Annotated in this window: 20 protein-coding genes; 3 read left to right on the forward strand and 17 right to left on the reverse strand. The window is 60.4% G+C overall.

Features of this window, described 5'->3' with window-relative positions; translation table 11 throughout:
* Positions 1 to 31: 31 nt before the first annotated feature.
* The 8 genes from hfq to dusB all read right to left on the reverse strand — a co-directional run bounded on the left by hfq (position 32) and on the right by dusB (position 9,984).
* Complete coding sequence (gene hfq, locus ACQ6S1_RS02265) at positions 32 to 280, reverse strand: RNA chaperone Hfq (RefSeq protein WP_445039538.1); 249 nt, start codon at positions 278 to 280, stop codon at positions 32 to 34.
* Between the two features lie 84 nt (positions 281 to 364).
* Positions 365 to 1,228, reverse strand: a complete 864-nt coding sequence (locus ACQ6S1_RS02270) for a D-amino-acid transaminase (protein ID WP_445039539.1) — start codon at positions 1,226 to 1,228, stop codon at positions 365 to 367.
* 9 nt (positions 1,229 to 1,237) lie between these two features.
* Positions 1,238 to 2,614: a Trk system potassium transporter TrkA gene (gene trkA / locus ACQ6S1_RS02275; protein ID WP_445039540.1), complete on the reverse strand. Its 1,377-nt coding sequence runs from the start codon at positions 2,612 to 2,614 to the stop codon at positions 1,238 to 1,240.
* A 64-nt stretch (positions 2,615 to 2,678) separates the two neighbouring features.
* On the reverse strand, positions 2,679 to 4,046 hold the full coding sequence (gene ntrX, locus ACQ6S1_RS02280) for a nitrogen assimilation response regulator NtrX (protein ID WP_445039541.1): 1,368 nt from the start codon (positions 4,044 to 4,046) through the stop codon (positions 2,679 to 2,681).
* Positions 4,043 to 6,289 (reverse strand): sensor histidine kinase NtrY-like, encoded by a 2,247-nt coding sequence (locus ACQ6S1_RS02285; RefSeq protein WP_445039542.1) that lies wholly within the window; start codon positions 6,287 to 6,289, stop codon positions 4,043 to 4,045. Before ACQ6S1_RS02285 ends, ntrX begins: the two co-directional genes overlap by 4 nt.
* Before the next feature lie 89 nt (positions 6,290 to 6,378).
* The gene (gene ntrC / locus ACQ6S1_RS02290; RefSeq protein WP_445040239.1) at positions 6,379 to 7,824 is read right to left on the reverse strand and encodes a nitrogen regulation protein NR(I); all 1,446 of its coding nucleotides are present in this window, start codon (positions 7,822 to 7,824) and stop codon (positions 6,379 to 6,381) included.
* A 5-nt stretch (positions 7,825 to 7,829) separates the two neighbouring features.
* A complete protein-coding gene (locus tag ACQ6S1_RS02295) occupies positions 7,830 to 8,951 on the reverse strand; it encodes a two-component system sensor histidine kinase NtrB (RefSeq protein WP_445039543.1) in 1,122 nt (373 codons plus the stop codon).
* A gap of 4 nt (positions 8,952 to 8,955) precedes the next feature.
* The gene (gene dusB, locus ACQ6S1_RS02300; RefSeq protein ID WP_445039544.1) at positions 8,956 to 9,984 is read right to left on the reverse strand and encodes a tRNA dihydrouridine synthase DusB; all 1,029 of its coding nucleotides are present in this window, start codon (positions 9,982 to 9,984) and stop codon (positions 8,956 to 8,958) included.
* Positions 9,985 to 10,112: 128 nt separating this feature from the next.
* Between dusB and ACQ6S1_RS02305 the strand changes: the two genes are divergently transcribed.
* Positions 10,113 to 11,306, forward strand: a complete 1,194-nt coding sequence (locus tag ACQ6S1_RS02305; protein WP_445039545.1) for a bifunctional 2-C-methyl-D-erythritol 4-phosphate cytidylyltransferase/2-C-methyl-D-erythritol 2,4-cyclodiphosphate synthase — start codon at positions 10,113 to 10,115, stop codon at positions 11,304 to 11,306.
* A 20-nt stretch (positions 11,307 to 11,326) separates the two neighbouring features.
* Entirely contained in the window at positions 11,327 to 11,851 is a 525-nt protein-coding gene (locus ACQ6S1_RS02310; RefSeq protein WP_445039546.1) for a CinA family protein, read from the forward strand.
* Here ACQ6S1_RS02310 and ACQ6S1_RS02315 read toward each other — a convergent pair whose 3' ends face one another.
* The 8 genes from ACQ6S1_RS02315 to ACQ6S1_RS02350 all read right to left on the reverse strand — a co-directional run bounded on the left by ACQ6S1_RS02315 (position 11,852) and on the right by ACQ6S1_RS02350 (position 19,847).
* The gene (locus ACQ6S1_RS02315) at positions 11,852 to 12,328 is read right to left on the reverse strand and encodes a type II toxin-antitoxin system RatA family toxin (protein WP_445039547.1); all 477 of its coding nucleotides are present in this window, start codon (positions 12,326 to 12,328) and stop codon (positions 11,852 to 11,854) included.
* Between the two features lie 34 nt (positions 12,329 to 12,362).
* Entirely contained in the window at positions 12,363 to 13,328 is a 966-nt protein-coding gene (gene lipA / locus ACQ6S1_RS02320; protein ID WP_445039548.1) for a lipoyl synthase, read from the reverse strand.
* Between the two features lie 107 nt (positions 13,329 to 13,435).
* Positions 13,436 to 13,696, reverse strand: coding sequence for a GlsB/YeaQ/YmgE family stress response membrane protein (locus tag ACQ6S1_RS02325; RefSeq protein ID WP_445039549.1), 261 nt, complete (start codon positions 13,694 to 13,696; stop codon positions 13,436 to 13,438).
* A 171-nt stretch (positions 13,697 to 13,867) separates the two neighbouring features.
* Positions 13,868 to 15,307, reverse strand: a complete 1,440-nt coding sequence (lpdA, locus tag ACQ6S1_RS02330; protein ID WP_445040240.1) for a dihydrolipoyl dehydrogenase — start codon at positions 15,305 to 15,307, stop codon at positions 13,868 to 13,870.
* Positions 15,308 to 15,415: 108 nt separating this feature from the next.
* Entirely contained in the window at positions 15,416 to 16,798 is a 1,383-nt protein-coding gene (locus tag ACQ6S1_RS02335) for a pyruvate dehydrogenase complex dihydrolipoamide acetyltransferase (RefSeq protein WP_445039550.1), read from the reverse strand.
* A gap of 9 nt (positions 16,799 to 16,807) precedes the next feature.
* Positions 16,808 to 18,235: a pyruvate dehydrogenase complex E1 component subunit beta gene (locus ACQ6S1_RS02340; protein WP_445039551.1), complete on the reverse strand. Its 1,428-nt coding sequence runs from the start codon at positions 18,233 to 18,235 to the stop codon at positions 16,808 to 16,810.
* Between the two features lie 48 nt (positions 18,236 to 18,283).
* Positions 18,284 to 19,309, reverse strand: a complete 1,026-nt coding sequence (gene pdhA / locus ACQ6S1_RS02345; protein WP_445039552.1) for a pyruvate dehydrogenase (acetyl-transferring) E1 component subunit alpha — start codon at positions 19,307 to 19,309, stop codon at positions 18,284 to 18,286.
* A 217-nt stretch (positions 19,310 to 19,526) separates the two neighbouring features.
* Complete coding sequence (locus ACQ6S1_RS02350) at positions 19,527 to 19,847, reverse strand: FtsB family cell division protein (RefSeq protein WP_445039553.1); 321 nt, start codon at positions 19,845 to 19,847, stop codon at positions 19,527 to 19,529.
* A 332-nt stretch (positions 19,848 to 20,179) separates the two neighbouring features.
* Between ACQ6S1_RS02350 and ACQ6S1_RS02355 the strand changes: the two genes are divergently transcribed.
* A complete protein-coding gene (locus ACQ6S1_RS02355) occupies positions 20,180 to 20,869 on the forward strand; it encodes a hypothetical protein (RefSeq protein ID WP_445039554.1) in 690 nt (229 codons plus the stop codon).
* A gap of 126 nt (positions 20,870 to 20,995) precedes the next feature.
* Here the strand turns inward: ACQ6S1_RS02355 and ACQ6S1_RS02360 are convergent, their stop codons facing one another.
* Positions 20,996 to 23,293, reverse strand: a complete 2,298-nt coding sequence (locus ACQ6S1_RS02360) for an FdhF/YdeP family oxidoreductase (RefSeq protein WP_445039555.1) — start codon at positions 23,291 to 23,293, stop codon at positions 20,996 to 20,998.
* Positions 23,294 to 23,426: the final 133 nt, after the last annotated feature.

Consider the following 23,426-nt stretch of genomic DNA (forward strand, 5'->3'; position numbering starts at 1 on the left):
TCCTAGCCCTGCCCCGACAATTTCGAGATGCTCAATCGCCCTTCTCGTTATCCGTACCTTCGAACAGGGAGATGGGCTGGCCCGGCATGATCGTTGATATCGCGTGCTTATAGACAAGCTGCGAATGGCCATCACGCCGCAAAAGCACGCAAAAGTTGTCAAACCAAGTAACAACCCCTTGAAGCTTCACACCATTCACGAGAAAGATGGTGACCGAAATCTTGTTTTTGCGGACATTGTTAAGAAAGGTGTCTTGGAGGTTCTGGGCTCGTTCGGCCATGTTCTTATTATCTTTCGCCGTAGGGCTCTTATTTAAAGGGGCATTAGAGGGAAGGCGCTCTGTTTTCGCAAGAGCACGAGGCGATCAGATTATCCGCCATTCCGCTGCGTCATGGAACTTGGCACGAAGCCGCGTGACGATCGGACCTGGTTTCCCGCTGCCAACGGGCATCCCATCAATGGTTACCACCGGCATCAAAATGTTGGTCGCCGACGTGACAAAAGCCTCTTGAGCAGATTTCGCTTCCTCAATCGCGAAGGGGCGCTCCTCCATCTGAAGCCCCTCTTGCCTGATCAAATCCATCAGCGTCGTTCGGGTGATGCCACGCAGGATCCCGCTTTCAGCAGGTCGCGTGACAAGCCGCCCGTCGCTCGTGATGATCCAGGCGTTGCTTGACCCTCCTTCGGTCACATATCCATCGCGATCAACGAACCACGCTTCCTTCGCGCCTTGAGCCTTCGCCCTCATTTTGGCGAGCACATTCGGCAGCAATCCCGTTGTTTTAATATCGACTCGTTCCCACCGGCTTTCCGGGACGGTGGTGATGCCAATACCGGCTTCAGAGGTCGACTGCGCCTTGGAAGGGTCTATCTGCCGAGCGATGACCACCAAGGTCGGTGCGAGGGGTTCCGTCGGGAAGATAAAGTCACGACGGCAAGCACCACGCGAAACCTGAATATAAACAGTGCCCTCGCGCACACGATTGCGCCGCAACGTCTCGCTGATAACGATACGCATCCCATGGTCGGACATAGGAGCAGCCATCTGCAATTCGTCCAGCGAACGCTTAAGTCTGGCGAGGTGACGCGTCTCATCGATGATGCGGCCGTGGCGAACCTCGCACACCTCGTACACGCTATCGGCAAACTGAAAGCCGCGATCTTCGACATGAACTGCCGCGTCGGCATAAGGAACATAACGTCCGTTGACGTAGACAATCCGGCTCATGGAATATCCTCAAAAGAACTCAATGCTGACGCGGAACAATTGCTCGACGCGTCGGACAGCCTTGGCCTCGGCAAAAAGCACCACCCGGTCGGCCGCTTCGATCACCGTGCTACCATGGGGAGCGATCACCTGGCCATTCCGGAAAATGGCACCCAGGCGAACGCCGTCCACATCGGCAAGCTCCCGCAAAGGCTTCCCCACCAGCGGCGAAGTAGCCAAAGCCTCAGCCTCGATAAGCTCTGCCCTGCCCTCGTGAACGGAATGCACAGCGCGGATGCGCCCCCGCCGGACATGACGCAGGATACGCGAAACGGTGACCCCTCTTGGGTTGACCTGGAGATCGACGCCGAGATCAGCGATCAGCCCCGAGAACGCGACCGTATTCACAAGACAGATGCTGCTTTGGCATCCAAGCTGTTTTGCAAGGCCCGCTGCCAGCACGTTGACCTTCTCGTCATTCGTGACGGCGACAAACGTGTCGGCACCCCCTACCCCCGATTCCCGAAGAAGCGCATCGTCCAAGGCGTTGCCGGATAGGACGACGGCTTTATGGAAGTCATCCGCAATTGATGTCGCGCGGGCAAAATCCGGCTCGATGACGGTTATGGATGCATTCCGCGTGCGCTTCTCGACGCCGCGCGTGATGTAAACTCCGATATTTCCGCCGCCGGCAATGATGATCCTTCGCGCAGGAGGCACGTCGCGACCGAAAATCACAAGAGTACGCTTCAACTGGTTTGCGTCAGACGCGACGTAGCAGAGATCGCCAGAGACAATGAAATCGCTGCTGCGTGGAGCAAAGACTCTCTCACCCCGTTTTATGCCGATGACCCTGGCCTTGAGGTCCGGGAAGAGTTCCGTCAGCTGCTTCAGCGGCGTGTTCAGAACAGGACATTCATCATCGCAAAGGATTGCGGCGACGGTAACAGTGTCATTTGCGAAACTAATCGTGTCTACGGCACCTGGCACCGCCAGGCGGCGAAGGATCGCCTCACCCACTTCGATCTCCGGCGAAATCACCACATCGATCGGAGTCTGATCGCGACTAAACAGGTCGCTCCATTCCGGTTTGAGATAATTCCGGGACCGGATACGTGCGATTTTCGTCGGCACGTTGAACAACGCATGGCCAACCTGGCAGGCAACCATATTCACTTCATCGCTCTGCGTGACCGCAATCAGCATGTCAGCATGTTCAATGCCGGCCTGAGCCAGAACATCCGGATACGCGCCGTGTCCGACAAAGCCGCGCACTTCCAGAGTGTCAGAGATCTGACGTATGAGGCGAGGCTGGAGGTCGATTACAGCAACGTCGTTGCCTTCAGCAGCAAGGCGTTCCGCAATACCGAAGCCGACTTGGCCGGCTCCGCAAATCACCACCTTCATGTCCAGCCTACTGCGCTTCGAATGCAGTGTTCTCGATAAAGCAAGAATGCTTTGCCGTCACGGATCAGCCGATTTCGAGCGCCTTTAACTTCCGGTGCAGAGCGGACCGCTCCATTCCAATGAACTCGGCCGTCCGGGAGATATTGCCGCCAAACCGGCTGATCTGAGCCATGAGATACTGGCGCTCAAAAATCTCACGTGCTTCCCGCAACGCCATACCCATCAATTGTTCACCACCGCTCCCATTCGGCGTGGGCGGGACCATCGTGCCGACTTCCGAAGGAAGCATGCTGGCTGTGACCACTGCCTCGGGATCACCGCTCGTCAGGATCATGAGGCGTTCGATATTGTTGCGTAGCTGGCGAACATTACCGGGCCAATCATGGGATTGAAGTACAGCCATCGCATCTTCCCCGATCAGACGCTTGGGAAGGCCCGTCTGCGCCGAGATATGATCGAGGTAATATTCGATTGTTTCGGAAATATCCTCACGTCGCTCAGCCAGCGATGGCACACGGACCGGAACCACCGCCAGTCGGTGAAACAGATCCTCCCGAAACGCGCCGCGCTGAATTTCAGCCGGAAGATCCCGACTTGTGGACGAGATGATGCGCACGTCGACCGACACGCGGGTTGAGCCCCCGACACGGGTGAAATTCTGATCGGTCAGGACACGCAGAATTCGGCTTTGTGTCTCTCGCGGCATCTCAGCGACCTCATCGAGAAACAATGTGCCGCCATGCGCTTCCTCGAGGGCGCCGATTGTGCGCGTTCCCCCCTCGCCGTTTTCCGTTCCAAAAAGCGCCGTCTCCATATTTTCCGGCGTAATCATCGCGGCGTTGACCGCGACAAAGGGGCCGTTTGGCCGGTTTGACGAGGAATGCAGAATGCGGGCGACCAATTCCTTCCCGCTGCCCGGCGCGCCCGTAATCAACACACGGCTGTTCGTAGGCGCGATCCGCTCGATCGTGCCGCGCAGCTGATTCATGAGCGTCGAGCGCCCGACGAGCTTCGTTGCGCTGCCTGCCCGCTGCTGCAGGTCCTTGATCTCGCGCTTCAGACGCGAGGCTTCCAGCGCTCTGGATGCAACAAGCACCAGCCGATCAGCCTTGAACGGCTTCTCGATGAAATCGTAGGCTCCCTTTTTGATCGCAGCCACCGCTGTTTCAATGTTGCCGTGTCCCGAGATCATCACCACAGGAAGATCCGGATGCGTTTCCTTCAACACTTCGAGGATCTGCAATCCATCGAGCTTGCTGCCCTGCAACCAGATGTCGAGGAACACAAGGTGGGGGCGACGCTCTTCGACCGCCGCGATGGCCTGATCGGAGTTGCGGGCTACACGCGTCTTATAGCCTTCATCTTCGAGGATGCCCGCCACCAAATCGCGGATGTCTGCTTCGTCATCGACGATGAGAATGTCCGACGTCATACCTCGGTACCTGTCTCGTTCTGGGGGTTTCGAGTAGATGGCAAAATTGGGAACCACAGTCTGATGCGGGCGCCTTGGCCCCCCTCGGCAACCTCAGGGGCGTCAGCAAGTTCGATGCCGCCGCCGTGTTCTTCGAGGATCTTCGTCACGATCGCCAACCCAAGCCCAGTGCCCTTCTCGCGAGTGGTCATATAGGGCTCGAGCAGCCGGCTCCTATTCTCAGCGGGTAAACCAAGACCATTGTCGGTCACATCGATCACGACACGCTCGTCCTGACGACTTACGTCAACATGGATGCGGCCTGGCCGACGCTCATCGTCCGGTACGCCAGCGATCGATTCCGCTGCGTTCTTGACGATATTCGTCACAGCCTGTGAGAGAAGCCGCCGATCGAGCGGCGCCACAAGGGGCTCTTCAGGAAGATCCAAGCCGATCTCCACCTCCGGATGCCCCACCCGCATCATGACAATGACCTGGCGAACCGTCTCCGAAACATCCTCCGCCTCAATCACAGGCTTTGGCATTCGCGCGAACGATGAGAATTCATCGACCATACGTTTGATATCGTCGACCTGACGGACAATGGTGTCTGTACATTGGTCGAAAACCTCTCGATCCTCGACGATGTTCTTGCCGTATTTGCGGCGAATTCGCTCGGCGGCGAGCTGGATCGGCGTCAGCGGGTTCTTGATTTCATGAGCAATGCGGCGAGCAACATCGGCCCAAGCTGACGTCCTCTGGGCCGCCACAAGATCCGTGATGTCATCAAGCGTCACGACGTAGCCGTGTTCGAAATCGGCCGACCTCTCACTCGTGACACGTACATTGACGGTCCGTTCTCGTCCCCCGCGCAGAAGGATGACCGTGCCCTGCATAAGCCGACCGCGGCTGGCAACGGCTTCCCCGAACAGGTCGACCAGCTCCGGTGCCACCTCCTGAAGCGGCTTGGTTAAAAGCTCAGATTCCTGCACGCCCAGCAGGCCTTCAGCCATGCGGTTCACCAGCGTCACATGACCATCCGCGGTAAGTCCGACGACGCCTGCGGTGACACCTGAAAGAACCGCCTCGGTAAAACGGCGTCGCTCGTCGATCTGCTCGCTCGCTTCCAGCAAGGCGTTTCGCTGGGTTCGAAGTTGAGCTGTCATGCGATTGAAGGTTTCGGACAAGCCGCCGAGATCGCCTCCTTTTCTGCCTGCCGGAACCTGAACATAAAGATTTCCGGTCGAAACCTGATCTGCGGCAGCCATCAACTGGCTGATGGGCGAAACGAGGCGATTGGCGAATGCCATGCCCAGCCAGATTGCAGCCAGCAAAAGCGTAAGGCCGACGATCAGATACATCAGGCCGAATGCGACCTGCACCCCGAAACGGCGGCGCTCAAGCGCCGTGTATTCAGCTGCGGCAGCTTCAGTCTGACGAAGATATTGGGTCGCCCGCGGATCGACCGCGCGAACCGCGAAGATCCACAGATCGTCATAGCCAGCGAGGCGAAAAACGGACCCGATAAGATTTTTGCTGCCGGGCGACAGGAGAGCCGGCTCAGTTTCCGTGGCTTGCGTGAATGCGCTCGGGGGTGGCATCGGTACTGGACGGCCGCCGTCATTCGCGGCGCGCTCGACGACTGTCATATCCTGCTGAAGGAGATACACCGCCTGCATTCCACGAATGGTGGATTGCACAGTGACGAGCTCTTTAAACCGCTCTCGCTCTGAATCGAATAATGGACGCGCGCGGTTTAAATCGCTCGCCATCGCGAGTGTTTCGGCCCGAATGGTGCGAGCCTGCTCCTCGAGATAGGCGCGTGAAACGACCAGCGCATTATCGACGATGGCACGTGCACGGACTGAGAACCATTGATCCAGTCCGCGATCCAATGTGATCACCGCCACCGCAGCCAATAGCAAAGCCGGAGTGACGGCGACTATGGCAAACAGCAAGATCACGCGCTGATGCAATTGGGCGCCGGCCAGCCGCCTCTTGCGGGCTAGCATCAGGGCCCATCCCTGCCAGATGATCAGGATCAGCAGGACGATACCGAGCGCCGCGTTTACGCACAGCGTGGTGACCACCACGTTATGGGTCGGCTGAATCGGCGTGAGGTTCGCCAAGATCAGAAACGTGGCGAGTGTTGATAAGAGCGTAAGGACCAGTACGACCGACCCAAAACGGCTGGGTCCGCCTCGTGCCGAAGTTTGCACGCTTTTATGATCCAGCGTTTCCGGCGCTAGCGTTTCAGCGGTCAACCCTTCCCCCTGCCCCAACGGCGCATCCTTAACTACTGATGCAACAGCGTGACAGTGTTGTCAAAATACGACAACATCGGGGCAGGATATCAACGCCCGCTTCGCATAATGCGAAGATCCAGATCTCTGATTTTTTTCCGAAGCGTGTTTCGATTCAGACCCAGCAGCTCGGCAGCCCTGATCTGATTTCCCCGGGTGGCGACCAAGGCCGCACCCAGCAGAGGCTGCTCGATTTCACGAAGTACGCGGTGGTACAGGCCGGGGGGCGGAAGTGCGTCACCGAACTGGCCAAAATAATTGGCCAGGAACCGTTCTACCGATGCCGAGATCTCGTCAGGCGCTCCGGGCGTATCGCTAGCTGGCAAGTTGGCCGCAGGATCAGACAGCTCATTTTCAACGATGTGTGCGGTGATCAGCTCTTGGGGATAAAGCGCTGCCAGCCTGCGAATGAGATTCTCCAGTTCACGGACGTTCCCAGGCCAGCGATACCGCTTCATGCACTCGATTGCAGCGGCATCGATCTGTTTGTGAGGCAGGCCCTCGCGTTCCGCCAGCGCAAAGAAATGGCGGACAAGATCCGGAACATCTTCCGCGCGTTCTCTCAAAGGAGGAAGCCGAATAGGCACCACGTTGAGACGGAAAAAGAGATCTTCCCGGAAAAGACCCTGCTGGATCAGCAGCTTAAGGTCCTTATTCGATGCGGCTACGATACGGACATTCGTTTTTATCGGCGTGCGCCCGCCGACCGTCGTATATTCTCCCTGCTGCAGGACCCTGAGGAGCCGTGTCTGTGCCTCCATCGGCATATCCCCGATTTCATCGAGAAACAGAGTCCCACCTTCCGCTTGCTCGAAACGGCCTGTCGAGCGCACCTGAGCTCCGGTGAATGAGCCTTTCTCGTGCCCGAACAGCTCCGACTCGATAAGATCACGCGGGATGGCAGCCATGTTGATGGCCACGAATGGGCCTCCACGCCTCTTGCCGTAATCGTGAAGCGCGCGAGCGACCAATTCTTTGCCCGTTCCGGATTCACCCGCGATCATTACGGTGAGGTCGGTCTGCATAAGGCGAGCGAGAACGCGATACGTGTCCTGCATCGCGGGAGACCGACCGACCAAGGGGATATTGTCCGGCTCCTCCTGCGGCAGGCCATTGGCCGGCTTGGATTTCGGCTCCATCAAAGCGCGGCCGACAATCCCGATCAGTTCCTTCAGATCGAAGGGCTTCGGCAGATATTCATAGGCCCCAAGTTCCGAGGCACGGATCGCTGTCATGAACGTGTTCTGCGCACTCATAACGATGACCGGCAGATCCGGCCGAAATCTCTTAATGCGTGGAAGCAGATCGAACGCACTCTCGTCCGGCATCACCACATCGGTGATGACGAGATTCCCCTCTCCCTGCGTTACCCAACGCCAGAGCGTAGCCGCGTTGGAAGCTGTGCGTACTTCATAGCCCGCTCGTGAAAGGGCCTGGTTGAGAACGGTCCGGATCGCCGCATCATCATCGACAACGAGGATACTACCTTGCGGCATTGGCATCAGATCTCCTGGTCGGGTAGCGGGGTGCCGGAATAGATCGGCATCAGAATGCGGAATGTCGTCCGACGTGGCTGGGACTGACATTCGATAATGCCACCATGATCGCCCACGATCTTAGCGACAAGTGCGAGGCCGAGGCCCGAACCTGATGGCTTCGTCGTGACGAAAGGGTCGAAGAGATGAGGCAACAATTCGTCGCTCACACCACGGCCATTGTCCCGAACGCAGATTTCAAGCGGGAGGCTTACTCTTGCCTGAGATCCTGGAACGCTCAGGCGGACGCCTGGTCGGAAAGCGGTGGTGAGGGTGATTTCGGGATCCGTGGCGCCGCCTGACGCCTCGGCAGCATTTTTCACCAGATTGAGAAAGATCTGGATCAGCTGGTCCCGATTTGCAAACAGCGGTGGAAGCGAAGGGTCGTACTCTTCGACAATTCTTATTCCGCGGGCAAAGCCTGATTGCGCCAGCCTTTTTACATGCTCCAACACGACGTGGATGTTGACCGCCTCGCGTTCGATGGGGCGTTCGTCAGAGAATACCTCCATGCGATCAACCAGCTTCACGATACGATCGGTTTCATCGCAGATGAGCCGGGTTAGAGCGCGATCGTCATCATCTGCGGATTGCTCGAGAAGCTGAGCTGCGCCCCGAATGCCTGACAATGGATTTTTGATCTCATGCGCAAGCATTGATGCCATGGCGGACACGGAACGTGCGGCACCGCGATGGGTTAGCTGCTGGTTCATCTTGTCGGCAATGGTGCGCTCTTGAAGCATGACGACAAGCGCGTTTGGTCGATCCGCATAGGGCGCGATGTAGATGTCCATCAACCGCGCATTGCCGATCCGCGGCGTGCCCAAATCGACCCGATACTCGTTGATTGGCGCATTGCGCTCGCGCACCTGATCCAATTGCAACAAGATCGGTGAGCCGAACGGAACGAGCGCCTTGAACGGCTGACGCCGAAGCAGAGCGGCGCTCATCTGGAAGAAGTTCTCTGCCGCAGCGTTAGCCTCGATGACATATCCATGCTCGTCTATGACGAGAATCGAATGCGGCAGCGCGTTGACCACCGCATCCGAACCGAAGAAGCCACTTTCTTGCAAAGACGCCTCCTTCACCGAGTTATGCCGCTCGCGCGCCTAGACGATCATAAGCAACCGCCAAAGCCCTTTGGGCGTCCTTTGGTGTCGATGCGATAAGAACCTCCATGCGCTCTTCGGATCCGAGATTTGCCCCCGAGGTCCGCACGGCTTCATCGAGATACCAGCCCAGATGCTTGCGGGCATGACGGACCCCCACTTCGTTTCCGTAGAGAGCCAGAAGCCCATCGTAATGCTCACATGCCACAGAATATTGCTGCGATAGATCAGGATCAGAAGGGTTTTCACCTTCGGCCAGGAAGGCGGCGATCTGGCCGGCGTGCCAAGGGCGGCCCTGGATTCCACGGCCAATCATCACACCGTCCGCGTTCGACTGCTCAAGCATAGTCGCAGCACCCTCGCCGTCCTGGAGATCCCCGTTAGCTACGACGGGAATCGAAACGGCATCTTTCACGGCACGAATGGCCTTCCAGTCGGCGCGCCCTGAAAAGAACTGCTGACGCGTGCGACCATGCACCGTCACCAAACATATCCCCGCCTGCTCAGCCCGACGCGCAAGGTCCGGTGCCACGATGGACGTGTCGTCCCATCCAAGACGCATTTTGAGAGTGACTGGAACGTCTACAGCCTCGACCACCGCTTCAATAAGAGTAAGCGCGTGATCGATATCTCTCAGCAATGCGGACCCTGAATGTCCGCCTGTCACCTTTTTAACCGGGCATCCCATATTGATGTCGACGATGTGAGCGCCGGACGCCTCCGCGACACGAGCTCCTTCCGCCATCCACTTTGCTTCTCTTCCCGCCAATTGGACGACATGAATCGGCATTCCCAAGCCTTCCGCCCGAATCCGCGATTCCTGACTGCCGGATGCCAGTTCATTGCTGGCGACCATTTCAGAGACCGCCAGCCCCGCCCCCATCCGAACAGCTATCCGCCGAAAAACGATGTCGGTAATGCCGGACATCGGCGCCACAATGACTGGATTGTCGACGGCGACGTTTCCTACTTTAAAGGCCGAAACGTCGAAGCTGCTTGATTGCTTGAACAAAACTTAGGCACTCACGCTCATGCCCACGACATAAGCAGAACTCATGTCGAGCGACAAGCGTAAAAGGAATGAGGACACCATGAACAATGGTCGGTAGAACCTCCGGAGTTCCCTGATTGGAGATCCCGGTGACCAACCCTTTTACAGCCGACCTTGATATCGCGGTGGTGATTGTCGCTGCCGGTCGCGGTACCCGCGCTGCATCGGACGATGGGCTGGCCAAGCAATATCGCAGGGTCGGTGGTCGCACAGTTTTAGCGAGAACCCTGGAAGCATTCGCCAACCACGATTCCATTACCCAGATCCTGGTTGTCATTCATCCCGATGATCGGGATCTTTATAACGCTGCAATCGAAGCTACGGACAAGCTCAGAGAACCCGTTATTGGCGGCACGACTCGTCAGGATTCTGTTCGTAATGGGCTCTTGGCTCTCCAGGATTCGTTCCCGGATCTGGTGTTGATACATGACGCGGCGCGGCCTTTTGTCAGCCATGCCCTGATCAGTCGTGCCATCCAGGCTGCAGCAGAGTATGGTTGCGCTGTTCCGATTTTGCCGGTCATCGATACCATCGCGAACGTTCATGACGGAAAGCGAACCGACACTCTTGATCGCTCGCGGTTAGGAGCGGTTCAAACGCCACAATCTTTCCGCTTTTCCGACATCCGTGACGCCCACCTGAAAGCGTTTCACGAAGGCCGGACGGATTTTACTGATGACGGCGCCGTTGGTGCGCATAGCGGCCTGGCCATCGCAACTTTTCCAGGGGATGTCCTCAACATGAAGATTACAACGCAAGCGGACTTCGTGCGGGAAGAAGAAAGGCTTCTTTCGTCATTGCCGGATATCCGTACCGGAAGCGGGTTCGACGTTCATGCTTTCTGTCCGGGCGACCACGTAATTCTTGGGGGCGTTAAGATTCCGCACGATAAGGGCCTCGCCGGACATTCCGATGCAGATGTGGCCTTGCATGCGATTACGGATGCCATTTTCGGTGCTTTGGCGGATGGGGATATCGGATCTCACTTTCCTCCCTCGGATCCCCAATGGAAAGGTGCCGACTCGGCTAAATTCCTTGCTTACGCTGGAGATCGCGTAAAAGATCGGGGCGGCCTCGTCGCTCACGTAGACGTCTGCGTTATGGGAGAAACGCCGAAGGTCGGCCCTTACCGAGCAGCTATTCAGGCCAGAATCGGAGAGATTCTTGGCCTTCCCACTGACCGCGTCGGTGTAAAGGCGACGACGACTGAACGCTTAGGATTCGTCGGGCGCCAGGAAGGGCTTGCGGCCATCGCAAGCGCAACGATCCGGCTGCCTCTTTAGACTTTATAAGAGTAGTGCCGATGTCCCACGAATTGGAGTTCACGCGGATCGATAAAGCCTTGATCGAGGCGGCGGCAGCCCTTCTCGATCTTTGCTGCCGCAACAGACTGACGATCGTGACGGCGGAATCCTGCACTGGCGGACTTGTGGCTGCAGCTCTTACAGACGCCCCTGGCGCATCCAGATGCGTGGTTGGAGGCTTCGTCACTTATGCAAATGAGGCCAAAGAGGAGTTCATTGGCGTTCCGAAAGAGCTCATAGATGAGCATGGAGCCGTGAGCGAGGCCGTGGCACGCGCTATGGCGGAAGGTGCTCTTCGTGCCTCTTCCGCCGATCTTGCGGTGGCGATCACGGGGATCGCGGGGCCGAAAAGCGATGACAGCGAAAAGCCTGTCGGCCTCGTCCACTTCGCCGTTGCCCGCCGGAACGGCGCGGTTTTGCATCGGCGAAAGATGTTCGGCGATGTCGGCCGCGGGTTGGTGCGCAGGAATTCGGCGATGGAGGCTATCGACCTGCTGGCCAAAGCAGCCCGCCAGAAGACCTGATCAGGTCGCCACGCCGCCAAGATTGGTCCGCCCGTACACCCTATTGGCCCGGGCCTCGAACGCAGAGGCAAAGCGTCGGAAGGCGCGCTCGAAGACAGCGCCCACCACGAGGCCAATGGTGCGGCTCCTCATTTCCCAGCGAATGAAAAAGTCGACCTCGCTCTTGTGCTCATCCAGCGGAACGAACTTCCAGCGGTTCTGTAGCGAGGAAAACGGACCGGTGATGTATTCGACAAGAATGGTGAGATTGGCGGGATCCAGCGTCACCCTACTGGTGAACGTCTCCCTGAAAAACGAATAGGCCACGGTCATATCCGCGAGGAGGATTGTTTGCCCGTCATCCTTCGCGGTGCGCTCTCGGACACGGAGGCTTTCGCACAGGGGAACGAATTGCGGATATTTCTCGACATCCGAGACCAGCTCGAACATTTGCTGCGCCGAATGCGACACGGTGCGGGTGGTCTGATGCTGAGGCATAGAAACTTTTTCTGACTGACACCGGAGAACGAAATTATTCTGCGGCGACCAAGGCAGCGCGCGCAGCTCTCAGACGAGCAAAATCTTCGCCCGCGTGATGAGAAGACCGTGTGAGCGGGCTAGCGGACACCATGAGGAAGCCCTTGCTGTAAGCGATCGTCTCATACGACTTGAACTCATCCGGCGTCACAAAGCGCGCAACGACATGATGCTTCCGAGTGGGCTGCAGATATTGGCCTATCGTGATGAAATCAACCTCTGCCGTACGAAGGTCATCCATAAGCTGCATGACCTGATTTCGATCTTCGCCAAGTCCAACCATGATGCCGGACTTTGTGAAAATCGTCGGATCCAGTTCTTTTACGCGCTGAAGAAGCCGGATCGAATGGAAATAGCGCGCTCCCGGCCTTACTGTCAGATAGAGCGACGGCACCGTTTCAAGATTGTGATTGAAAACATCCGGCTTGGCGGCGACGACGACTTCCAGTGCCCCTTCCTTGCGCAGGAAATCCGGCGTGAGGACTTCGATCGTTGTGGTGGGACTTGCCTCTCGGATCGCGGCGATGACGTCTGCAAAGTGCCGGGCACCCCCGTCCGGGAGGTCGTCACGGTCTACGGAGGTGATGACGACGTGATGCAAGGCCAGCTTGGCGACCGCCTCGGCCACCCGACGTGGCTCGTCGGAATCGACGCCGGGGGTCGGTAGTCCGGTGCGGACGTTGCAGAAGGCGCAGGCGCGCGTGCACGTGTCGCCCAGGATCATGAAGGTGGCGTGCTTCTTCGACCAGCACTCGCCGATGTTCGGGCAGCCGGCTTCCTCGCACACGGTGACGAGCTTGTTGGTGCGGACGATGTCCTGCGTTTCGCGATAAACCGGCGATCCGGGGGCGCGAACGCGAATCCAATCGGGCTTTTTCAGAACTTCATTGTCCGGCCGATGCGCCTTTTCCGGATGCCGGACAGGGCGTGGGTTTCGGACGAGATCAAGAACGACGGTCATCGGGCCTCGGCATGCTCAGCATTGCCGTACTATAGGAAGCCGCGACGCAGATTAACAGCGGCGCATGGCTGGATGCGCCGCTGTAAGGGAATGGCTGTGCTGCCTTTTCAGGTGGTTTTGCGGCCGCGGATCATGCCCCACAGGAACAGCAGGACGATGGCACCGATGGTGGAAACGATGAGGCTCTCGATCCACCCCGAATAGGTGACGCCGAAGATGCTCATGGCGATGAAGCGACCGACCACGGCGCCGATCAGGCCCACGAGGAGATTGGTGAACAACCCATGGTCGCGGCTCATGACCTTTTCCGCGATCCAGCCGGCCAGAATTCCGATGATGATCGTTGCGATCCAACCCACGCCTTCCATGAATGCCTCCTGCTCAATGGAACGTCTGTCGCGAGATTAACGCACGACGTCCAAAACGGATGCATGACGCGGGGAAGAAAAAGCGCATCGGCGTATGCCGATGCGTGTGCTGGTGGAGTGCCGATATGTGCCGGTGTGCGCCTGTGCCGATGCCGATCGCACCGGCCGGCTTCACATGTGGATGACGCGGCCGTAGGCGTCCATAACGCTCTCGTGCATCGTTTCCGAAATGGTCGGATGCGGGAACACGGCGTGGATGAGGTCTTCCTCGGTCGTCTCGAGATTCATGGCGACGACGAAACCCTGGATGAGTTCGGTGACTTCCGCGCCCACCATATGGGCGCCAAGGAGCTCTCCCGTCTTGGCATCGAAGATCGTCTTCACGAGACCGTCCGGCTCACCCAGCGCGATGGCCTTGCCGTTTCCAATGAACGGGAAGCGGCCGATTTTCACCTCGCGACCCGCTTTCTTGGCCCCGGCCTCGGTGAGGCCTACGGAGGCAATCTGCGGGTGGCAATAGGTGCAGCCCGGGATCTTGGCCTTGTCCATGGCGTGGGGATGCAGGCCCTTGATCGCCTCGACGCAGATGACGCCCTCGTGCTCGGCCTTGTGGGCCAGCATCGGGGGGCCGGCCACGTCGCCGATGGCGTAGATGCCCTTGACGTTCGTCGCACCGAAATCGTCGGTGACGATGATGCCGCGCTCGGTCTTCACGCCGACGGCTTCAAGGCCGATGTTCTCGATGTTGCCGACAACGCCTACCGCGGAGATGACCTTCTCGACAGCGATGGTCTCGGTCTTGCCGGCGATCTCGATGGAGGCGGTGACAGAATCAGGTTTCTTGTCGAGTTTCGTGACCTTGGCGCCGGTCAGGATCTTGATGCCCTGCTTCTCGAATTGCTTGCGGGCGATCTTGGCGATCTCCTCGTCCTCGACCGGCAGGATCTGCGGCAGCACCTCGACGATGGTCACTTCGGCGCCCATCGTGCGGTAGAAGCTGGCGAATTCGACGCCGATTGCACCGGAACCGACGACGAGCAGCGATTTCGGGAAGGTCTCGGGCACCATGGCGTCGAAATAGGTCCAGACCTGCTTCTGGTCGGGCTCAAGGCCCGGCAGCACGCGCGGCCGCGCACCGGTCGAGATGATGATGTGGGCGGCCTTGTAGGTGCCTGCGCCCAGCGCGCCTTTCGGCGCCTCGACGGGCGGGCCCTTCACGCTCTTCGTGGGCGCGGAGACCTGCAGCTCGCCGGGCTTCGTGAGCTTGGCCTCGCCCCAGATCACCTGGACCTTGTTCTTCTTCAGGAGGCCGCCGACGCCGCCATTCAGCTGGCGGGACACGCCCCGCGAACGCTCCACTACCGCCTTGATATCGAAGCCGATATTGGTGGCGCTGAGGCCGTAATCCTTCGCGTGATTGAAATAATGGAAGATCTCGGACGAGCGGAGCAGCGCCTTGGTGGGAATGCAGCCCCAGTTCAGGCAGATGCCGCCGAGATGCTCGCGCTCCACAACGGCGGTCTTGAAACCGAGCTGCGCCGCGCGGATCGCGGCCACATAGCCGCCCGGACCGCCACCGATGATGATGATGTCGAACTGATTATCGGCCATTGCTGCCTCGTCCATGCCGGGCTTCACACGGCGCTCCAGCCGGGATGCGCGACATCATGAATGCGGTTGAATGCCCGGACCGGCAAGGCCCGGGCATGACGAACGCTCTCAGACCACGAGCCCGAGCGGCTTCTCGACCAGGCCCTTGAAGGTCTGCATCAGCTGGGCCGATTGCGCGCCATCGAGCACGCGATGGTCGCACGAGATGGTCACGGTCATCTGCGTGGTGATGACGATCTGATCGTTGCGAACCACCGCCCGCTTCTCGCCGGCGGCGACGGCAAGGATGGTGGAATGCGGGGGGTTCACAACGGCGGTGAAGTTCTTCACGCCGTACATGCCCAGATTCGAGATCGCTGTCGTGCCGCCCTGATATTCCTGCGGCTTCAGCTTCTTGTCGCGTGCGCGGCGGGCAAGCTCGGCCATTTCCTTCGAGATGGCCGACAGAGATTTCTCATGAGCGTTGCGGACGATGGGCGTGATGAGCCCGTCCGGAATGGCGACAGCGACGCCGATATCGACGTTCTTGTGCACCAGCATGCCGCCCTCGGTCCACGAGGCGTTCGCCTCGGGATGCCGCTTGAGGGTGATGGCCAGCGCCTTGATGATGAAATCGTTGACCGACAGGCGCCACAGCGGCTTGTCGTTCTCGACCGGAGCCGAGGCGTTCATCTCCTCGCGCATCTTCAGCAGCGCGTCGAGATCGATATCGACCGCGAGATAATAATGCGGCACCACCACCTTGGATTGCTGCATCCGGGTGGCGATGGTTTTGCGCATGCCGGTGTGCGGCACGACATCGTAGGAGCCGGGCTCGAACAGCGCGCGGATCTGGTCGTCGGGCGTGAGCGGGAAGCCGAAGCTGCCGCCGGCCTGCCCCTGCGCTGCCGGAGCGGACGCTGCCGCGCCGCCAGCGGGCGCGTTTTCGATGTCCGCCTTGACGATGCGGCCGCGCGGGCCGGAGCCCTTGAGCGAACCGAGATCGATGCCGCGCTCCTTGGCGAGGCGACGGGCAAGCGGCGAGGCGAACACGCGGCCACCGGAATTGTTTGCGGACGCGGCGGGCTGAGGCGCCGGTGCGGGCTTCGCGGCGGGAGCCTCCGCTTCGTCTTTCTTCTGAGCTGGGGCTTCCGATGCGGCGCTCTGCTTCTCGACCTGCTCTTCGGTGGCCTTTTCCGACGTATCGTCGGCAGGCTTGGTCGCCGGCTGGGTGTTCGTAGCGGCATCGCCGATGGCGCTGGAATCCTCGCCCTCTTCCAGGATCACCGCGATGGGCGTGTTCACCGCCACATCGTTGGTGCCTTCCTTGACGAGGATCTTGCCGAGCGTGCCCTCGTCGACCGCTTCGACCTCCATGGTGGCCTTGTCGGTCTCGATCTCGGCCAGCACGTCGCCGGCCTTGACCTGCTCACCCTCGGCCTTGAGCCATTTGACGAGGTTGCCCTGCTCCATGGTGGGAGACAGAGCGGGCATCAGGATGTTGATGGGCATGGGTCTGCCTCAGCGATAGGAAACGGCTTTCGCCGCCTCGATGACTTCGGCGACCGAGGGCAGCGCCAGCTTTTCGAGATTGGCGGCGTAGGGCATCGGAACGTCCTTGCCGGTGACGCGCAGGACCGGAGCGTCGAGATAATCGAACGCCTTCTCCATGAGCTGGGCGACGATCTCGGCGCCGACACCGGATTGCGGCCAGCCTTCCTCGACGGTGACGCAGCGGCCGGTCTTCTTCACCGATTCGATGACCGTCTCGATGTCCATCGGGCGGATGGTGCGCAGATCGATGACCTCGGCCTCGATCCCCTGCCCGGCCAGCTCTTCCGCCGCCTTGAGGGCGTAGGTCATGCCGATCGAGAAGGAAACGAGCGTGACGTCCTTGCCAGGCCGGGCGATGCGCGCCTTGCCGATGGGCAGGACGAAATCATCGAGCTTCGGCACATCGAAGCTCTGGCCGTAGAGGATTTCGTTCTCGAGGAAGATGACCGGGTTCGGGTCGCGGATCGCGGCCTTCATCAGGCCCTTGAAGTCGGCCGCCGTGTAGGGCGCGACGACCTTGAGGCCCGGGATCTGGCTGTACCAGGCGGTGTAGTCCTGACTGTGCTGGGCGGCGACGCGAGCGGCGGCGCCGTTGGGGCCGCGGAACACGATGGGACAGCCCATCTGGCCGCCGGACATATAAAGCGTCTTGGCGGCGGAATTGATGATCTGGTCCATCGCCTGCATGGCGAAGTTCCACGTCATGAATTCGACGATGGGCTTGAGGCCCGTGAGCGCCGCGCCGACGCCGATGCCGGTGAAGCCGTGCTCGGTGATGGGCGTGTCGATGACGCGGCGTGCGCCGAACTCATCGAGCAGGCCCTGGCTGATCTTGTACGCGCCCTGATATTCGGCGACTTCCTCGCCCATCAGGAACACGTCGCCATCACGCCGCATCTCTTCGGCCATGGCGTCGCGCAATGCCTCACGCACCGTCTGGCGGACCATCTCGGTGCCTTCCGGCACTTCCGGATCCGGCTGCACTTCGGGCCTGGGCGGGTTGGACACCGCCGATTCCGCCGACGAGGCGGCCGGCGTGAGATTGAGGTTGGGAGCCGGCGTCTCGGGCGCGGCCTCGACCGGAGGCGCGCTTTCGGCCGCCTTCTGGCTGGCGGCAGGCTCGGCCGCGGCGCTGGCGGCGGATACGTCCTCGCCCTCTTCCAGGATCACCGCGATGGGCGTGTTGACGGCGACATCGTCGGTGCCGTCCTGGACCAGGATCTTGCCGAGCGTGCCTTCATCGACCGCTTCGACTTCCATGGTGGCCTTGTCGGTCTCGATCTCGGCGAGGACGTCACCCGCCTTGACCTGATCGCCTTCGGCTTTCAGCCATTTCGTGAGCTTGCCCGATTCCATGGTCGGGGAAAGCGCAGGCATAAGAACTTCGATCGGCATCGAACAGCTTTTCCTAAAGAATGAGGCGCCGGCGTGCGGAGCGTGCGTTCAGTGCAGGACGTCGGTCCAGAGCTCCGACGGATCGGGCTCCGGATCGTTGCTGGCGAACTCGGCGGCGGCGTTGACCGTGGCGCGAATTTCCTTGTCGATGGCGTTCAGCTCATCCTCGGCGGCCCACCCCTTCTCGATCAGACGCTTGCGCACCTGCTCGATGGGATCGTGCTCCTCGCGCATCTTCTGCACTTCTTCCTTGGAGCGGTACTTCGCCGGGTCCGACATGGAATGGCCGCGATAGCGGTAGGTTTCCATTTCGAGGATGTAGGGGCCCTGCCCCGAACGCGCATATTCGACGGCGCGCTGGCCGGCGGCGAAGACCGCACGCACGTCCATGCCATCGACCTTCTCGCCCGGAATGTCGAACGAGCGGCCGCGCTGGGAGAAATCGGTGGTCGAGGACGCGCGGCTGGCCGCCGTGCCCATGCCGTAGCGATTGTTCTCGACCACGTAGACGACCGGGAGCTTCCAGAGCTTCGCCATGTTGAAGCTCTCGTAGACCTGGCCCTGATTGGCCGCGCCGTCGCCGAAATAGACGATCGAGACGTTGCCGTTCTCACGGTATTTGTTGGCGAAGGCGAGGCCGGTTCCGAGCGACACCTGGCCGCCGACGATGCCGTGGCCGCCGTAGAAGTGCTTCTCGCGGCTGAACATGTGCATGGAGCCGCCCTTGCCGCGCGAATAACCGCCGCGCCGGCCCGTGAGCTCCGCCATCACGCCCTTCGGGTCCATGCCGGTGGCCAGCATGTGGCCGTGGTCGCGATAGCCGGTGATGACCTGATCGCCCTCGATGAGCGCGAGCTGCATGCCGGTGACGACCGCTTCCTGACCGATGTAGAGGTGGCAGAAGCCACCGATCAGGCCCATGCCGTACAATTGCCCCGACTTTTCCTCGAAACGCCGGATCGCCAGCATGTCGCGCAGTGCCCGAAGCTCCTGCTCCTTGGAGAAATCGGCCACGGCGACTGCTTCGTTCGCGGACGCCGAGCCCTTTTTTGCCTGAGCGGCGGATGCTGCCAAGGGTAGCTCCCTAGAGGTTGGAACAAGGCGGCCGCACGAGGGAACCGCCTCTATTTTGACCGGACGTTAGCGCAAGGCTTGTGCAAAAGCGAGGCCGTGCCGTCCAGAGGAATCGACGGCAAAACCGCAGACGGCGGCTTCTCTATCAGAGAGCGTGCGACATTTATGCATGCGTCATACGCATGGCTGAATTGCGGCAAATGTTAGCCTGAGCGGCTCAGTGCGACGCCGGCAGCATGAGGATGCGGTCGTCCGGCGACAGCCAGCCGAGGCTGCGGCGGGCTTCCTCGTCGAGAAGATCGCGGTCCACGGCGGCGGGCTCGAACTGCTCGACGCGCAATTCCAGCGCCTCTCGCTCGGCGACGAGCTTGGAAAGGTCGTCTTTCAGGCCGGCGATTTCGACCTCGAACGAGCGGTGCGCCCGCAGCCCGCGCTCGCCGTGAATGCTGTGGTAGCCGAAATAGGCGATCGCCAGCGTGGCGAAGAGCCAGAGGCAGACATTGAAGACAATGGCGCGGATTCGGGTGCGGACGATCATGCGCGAGCGTTGCGCCCAGATGGTTTCCGAACGGTTAACGAACCGGGCGACTCACAAGCCTGTGATGGCCCCTCAGCGCAGGGCTGTTATTCGGCTCATCCGGTTGAGCCATATCGAAAATCCGGTACCCTGAAATGAGTAGCGCCCGGCCTTTGCCGGTGCGTGGATCTGCCCCCTTTTGCAGCCGTTTCGGATGCTGCAACGAGAAATGGAGGCCATCCATGGCTTATGCGCAAAAAGCTGCGTGCACGGCATTGGTGATGGTTTTGAGCGGCGCAGCGTATGCGCAGGCCCAGGATATAAGCCTCGTTGATTCGGAATCGGAGGCAGTTGTGAGCTGCGACGCCCCCGACCTTGCGGACGAATTGCGCCATGTCTGCGACGGTCTGGCGGACAGCCTGCACGAGGTCATGGCCGGACGCGTCGGCATCCCCGTTCTCAAGGCCCATTCGCCGCGAAAGGCAGCGATGGCGGCGCCCTTTTCGTCCGCACTGATCGCAAACGGTATGAACGACAAGCGTGACCAGCGCGATCCGTTCTCCGTCGATCCGGACCGCGCCGTGGGCGTGCGCATCAACGCCAGTTCCCTGCCGCTGCAATTCTCGACGCAGATGGTCCAGCCGGGGGATCCGGGTGCAGCGGACCGGCTGAACTGGGAATTGCGGACCGTCCAGGGAGCGGCGGACGGAATGTCCGGCACATTCATGACCGCCGCCGCAAACGGCAATTACGAATCTCACGGCGGTTCGGAAAGCGTCAGCGCGGCCGCAGGGGTGCGGCGCTACGTGCAGCCGGTGCGGGGCGTGCGTGTCGGCTCCGAGATCGCACCGAGCCTGAGCATTTCCGACGAGGCCGTGACGAGCATGGCCATCGCGCCGAAGATCATCACGTCGGCGAGCTTCGACCAGGTGGCCGACACCAACCTTTCGGCGACGCTGAGCGCGAACGTGACCTACAACCTTCCGGCCGAGGGCGATCCGTCGACCCAGGCCGGCTTCCGCCTCACCTTCCGCCCCCGGTAACCTGCTCGAGCGCATGCGCCCTTCGAGGCGGACATGCCCATCTGAGGCCGGCAAAAGCCTGTAGTCGAAGAAACCGGCATCGTGTACCGACGCCGGTCTTTATCCTTCGCAACGTTCCTTTCGCGATCATTCGGCCGCCGCGAGATGGCCTTCCCTATGGATGATGACCGGGACCGATTTGGCAGCCGGCGTCTTGCTCTTCTTCTCGTGATGCCAGAGCGGAACGAGCGGGTTGCACTCCGGATAATAGGAGGCGATGCAGCCTTCCGGGATGTTGTAGGGGACGACCCGCAGGCCGCCGACCTCACGCCGGACCTGATCCCCGGCATGCGTTTCCAGCGTCACCATATCGTCCTGCTTCAGGCCGAAGCGCTCCATATCGTTGGGGCTGATGAACACGACCTTGCGCGTGCCCTCGACACCCCGAAAACGGTCGCTGTAGCCGTAGATCGTCGTGTTGAACTGGTCGTTGCTGCGCAGCGTGATGAGGTTGAGAATGTCCGGATCCTGCGGAATGTCCTCGGCGGTGAGGCTTTCGGGCAGGATGAAATTGGCCTTGCCCGTCTCGGTTTCCCATTTGCGCTCGCGTGCCGGGAGCGGCCTCGGAAACCCGCCGGGCTGGAACAGCCTGTCATTGAAATCCTTGAACGGCTCCGGATAGGTTTCCTCGATGGCATCGCGGATGCGGGAATAATCGGCGACCCAGCCATCCCAATCGATCTTCGGATTTGGATCGAGCGCGGCCTTCGCGAGTTCGGCGACAATGCGCACCTCGGATGGCAGGTCCTCGGCAGCGGGCTTCGCAAAGCCGCGTGAGCCGTGAATGCAGGTGGTGCTGTCCTCCATCGAGACGGACTGGGCGCCGCTTTCCTGCTCGTCGACCTCGATGCGGCCGAGGCATGGCAGGATGTAGCTGTTTCTGGCAGGGACGAGCTGGCTGCGATTGAGCCGCGTCGCGATCTGCACGGACAGATCCACCTTCCGCCAGGCACGCTCGAGAAGTTCGGTTTCCGGGGCAGCGCGCAGGAAATTTCCGCCCAGGCTGAGGATGGCCTTCACGCGGCCGCCGATCATGGCCTCGCAGGTGTCGACGGTGTTCAGGCCCTCCCAGCGCGGTGGCTCGAAGCCGTATTGCTCGGCCAACCGATCGAGCGGGACAAGCTCCGGCTTCTCGGTGATGCCGACCGTGCGCTGGCCCTGAACGTTGGAATGGCCGCGCACCGGGCACAGCCCCGCCCCATCGCGCCCGATATTGCCGCGCAGAAGCAGGAGGTTGATGGCCATCTGGATGCTCTCGCCGCCGCGCACATGCTGCGTGAGCCCCATGCCGTAGACAAGAATGGCAGCCTTCGAGCGAGCGTAGACCTCGGCGGCGTGGCGCATGGCCTCGCGGGTGAGGCCTGAGCTGCGCTCGAGCCGCTCCCAGTCCTGATCGCGCACGCAATCGATGAGCTCGCCGAAGCCATGCGTGTGCTCGGCGATGAAGGCATGATCGAGCACCGGCAGGCCGCCGGCCTTGCGGGCGTCGTCGTCCCATTCCACGAGGTATTTGGCGATGCCCATGAGGGCTGCGATGTCGCCGCCGGCCTTCACCTGATGATATTGCGTGGCGATCTGCGTTTCCTGGCCCGTGGCCATTTCGACCGGGCTCTGAGGATTGGTGAAGCGCTCCCAGCCGCGCTCGCGCAGGGGGTTGAAGACCAGCACCTCGCAGCCACGCTGCCGCGCTTCCTGAAGCTGATGCAGCATGCGCGGCGCATTGGTGCCGACATTCTGGCCGAAGGACAGGATGCAATCGGTCTTCTCGAAATCGTCGAGCAGAACGGTGCCGACCGGCACGCCGATGCTCTCGGGCACGGCCACGGACGTGGTCTCGTGGCACATGTTCGAGCTGTCCGGCAGATTGTTGGTGCCGAGCATGCGGGCGAACAGCGCGTACATATAGGATTGTTCGAGTGCCGGGCGGCCGGAGGCGTAGCAGACCACCTCTCGAGGGTTCTGACGGCGCAGATTCTCGCCGATCTCGCGGTAAGCCGCGTCCCAGGTAATCGGCCGGTATTGGTCGGATGCGGAATCGTATTTCAGCGGATGGGTGAGACGCCCCTGCGCTTCGAGGTCGTGATCTGGCCATTGCTGGAGTTCGGTCACGGTGTGTTCCGCGAAGAAATCCGGGCCGACGGTCTTCGGCGTGAGATCCCAGATCGTGGCCTTCGCGCCGTTCTCGCAGAATTCCGCCGGATGAGGTTCCTCCGGCTTGGCCCAGGCGCAGCTGATGCACTGGAAGCCGTCGGGCTTGTTCTGTTTCACCAGAAGAGCCGCCGCCTCCGCCGTGCCTTCGCGGGCGATGATTTCCGACACCGATTTCAGCGAACCCCAGCCGCCGGCCGGTCCCTGATAGGGTGTCGTGTCGATCTTGCTGCTCATGCCGTTTCCTCGAAACCTTCCAAAGGCGAACGCGACCTTTGTGAGCTTGTTCCGGGAATGGGTTCACGTTGAGGCGAGAGCGATCAGAAAAGCCGATCCCCTCATAGAGAATGGGCATTTGCGGAAGCGCTGC

It is taken from the genome of Terrihabitans aquatilis, from assembly GCF_052542005.1.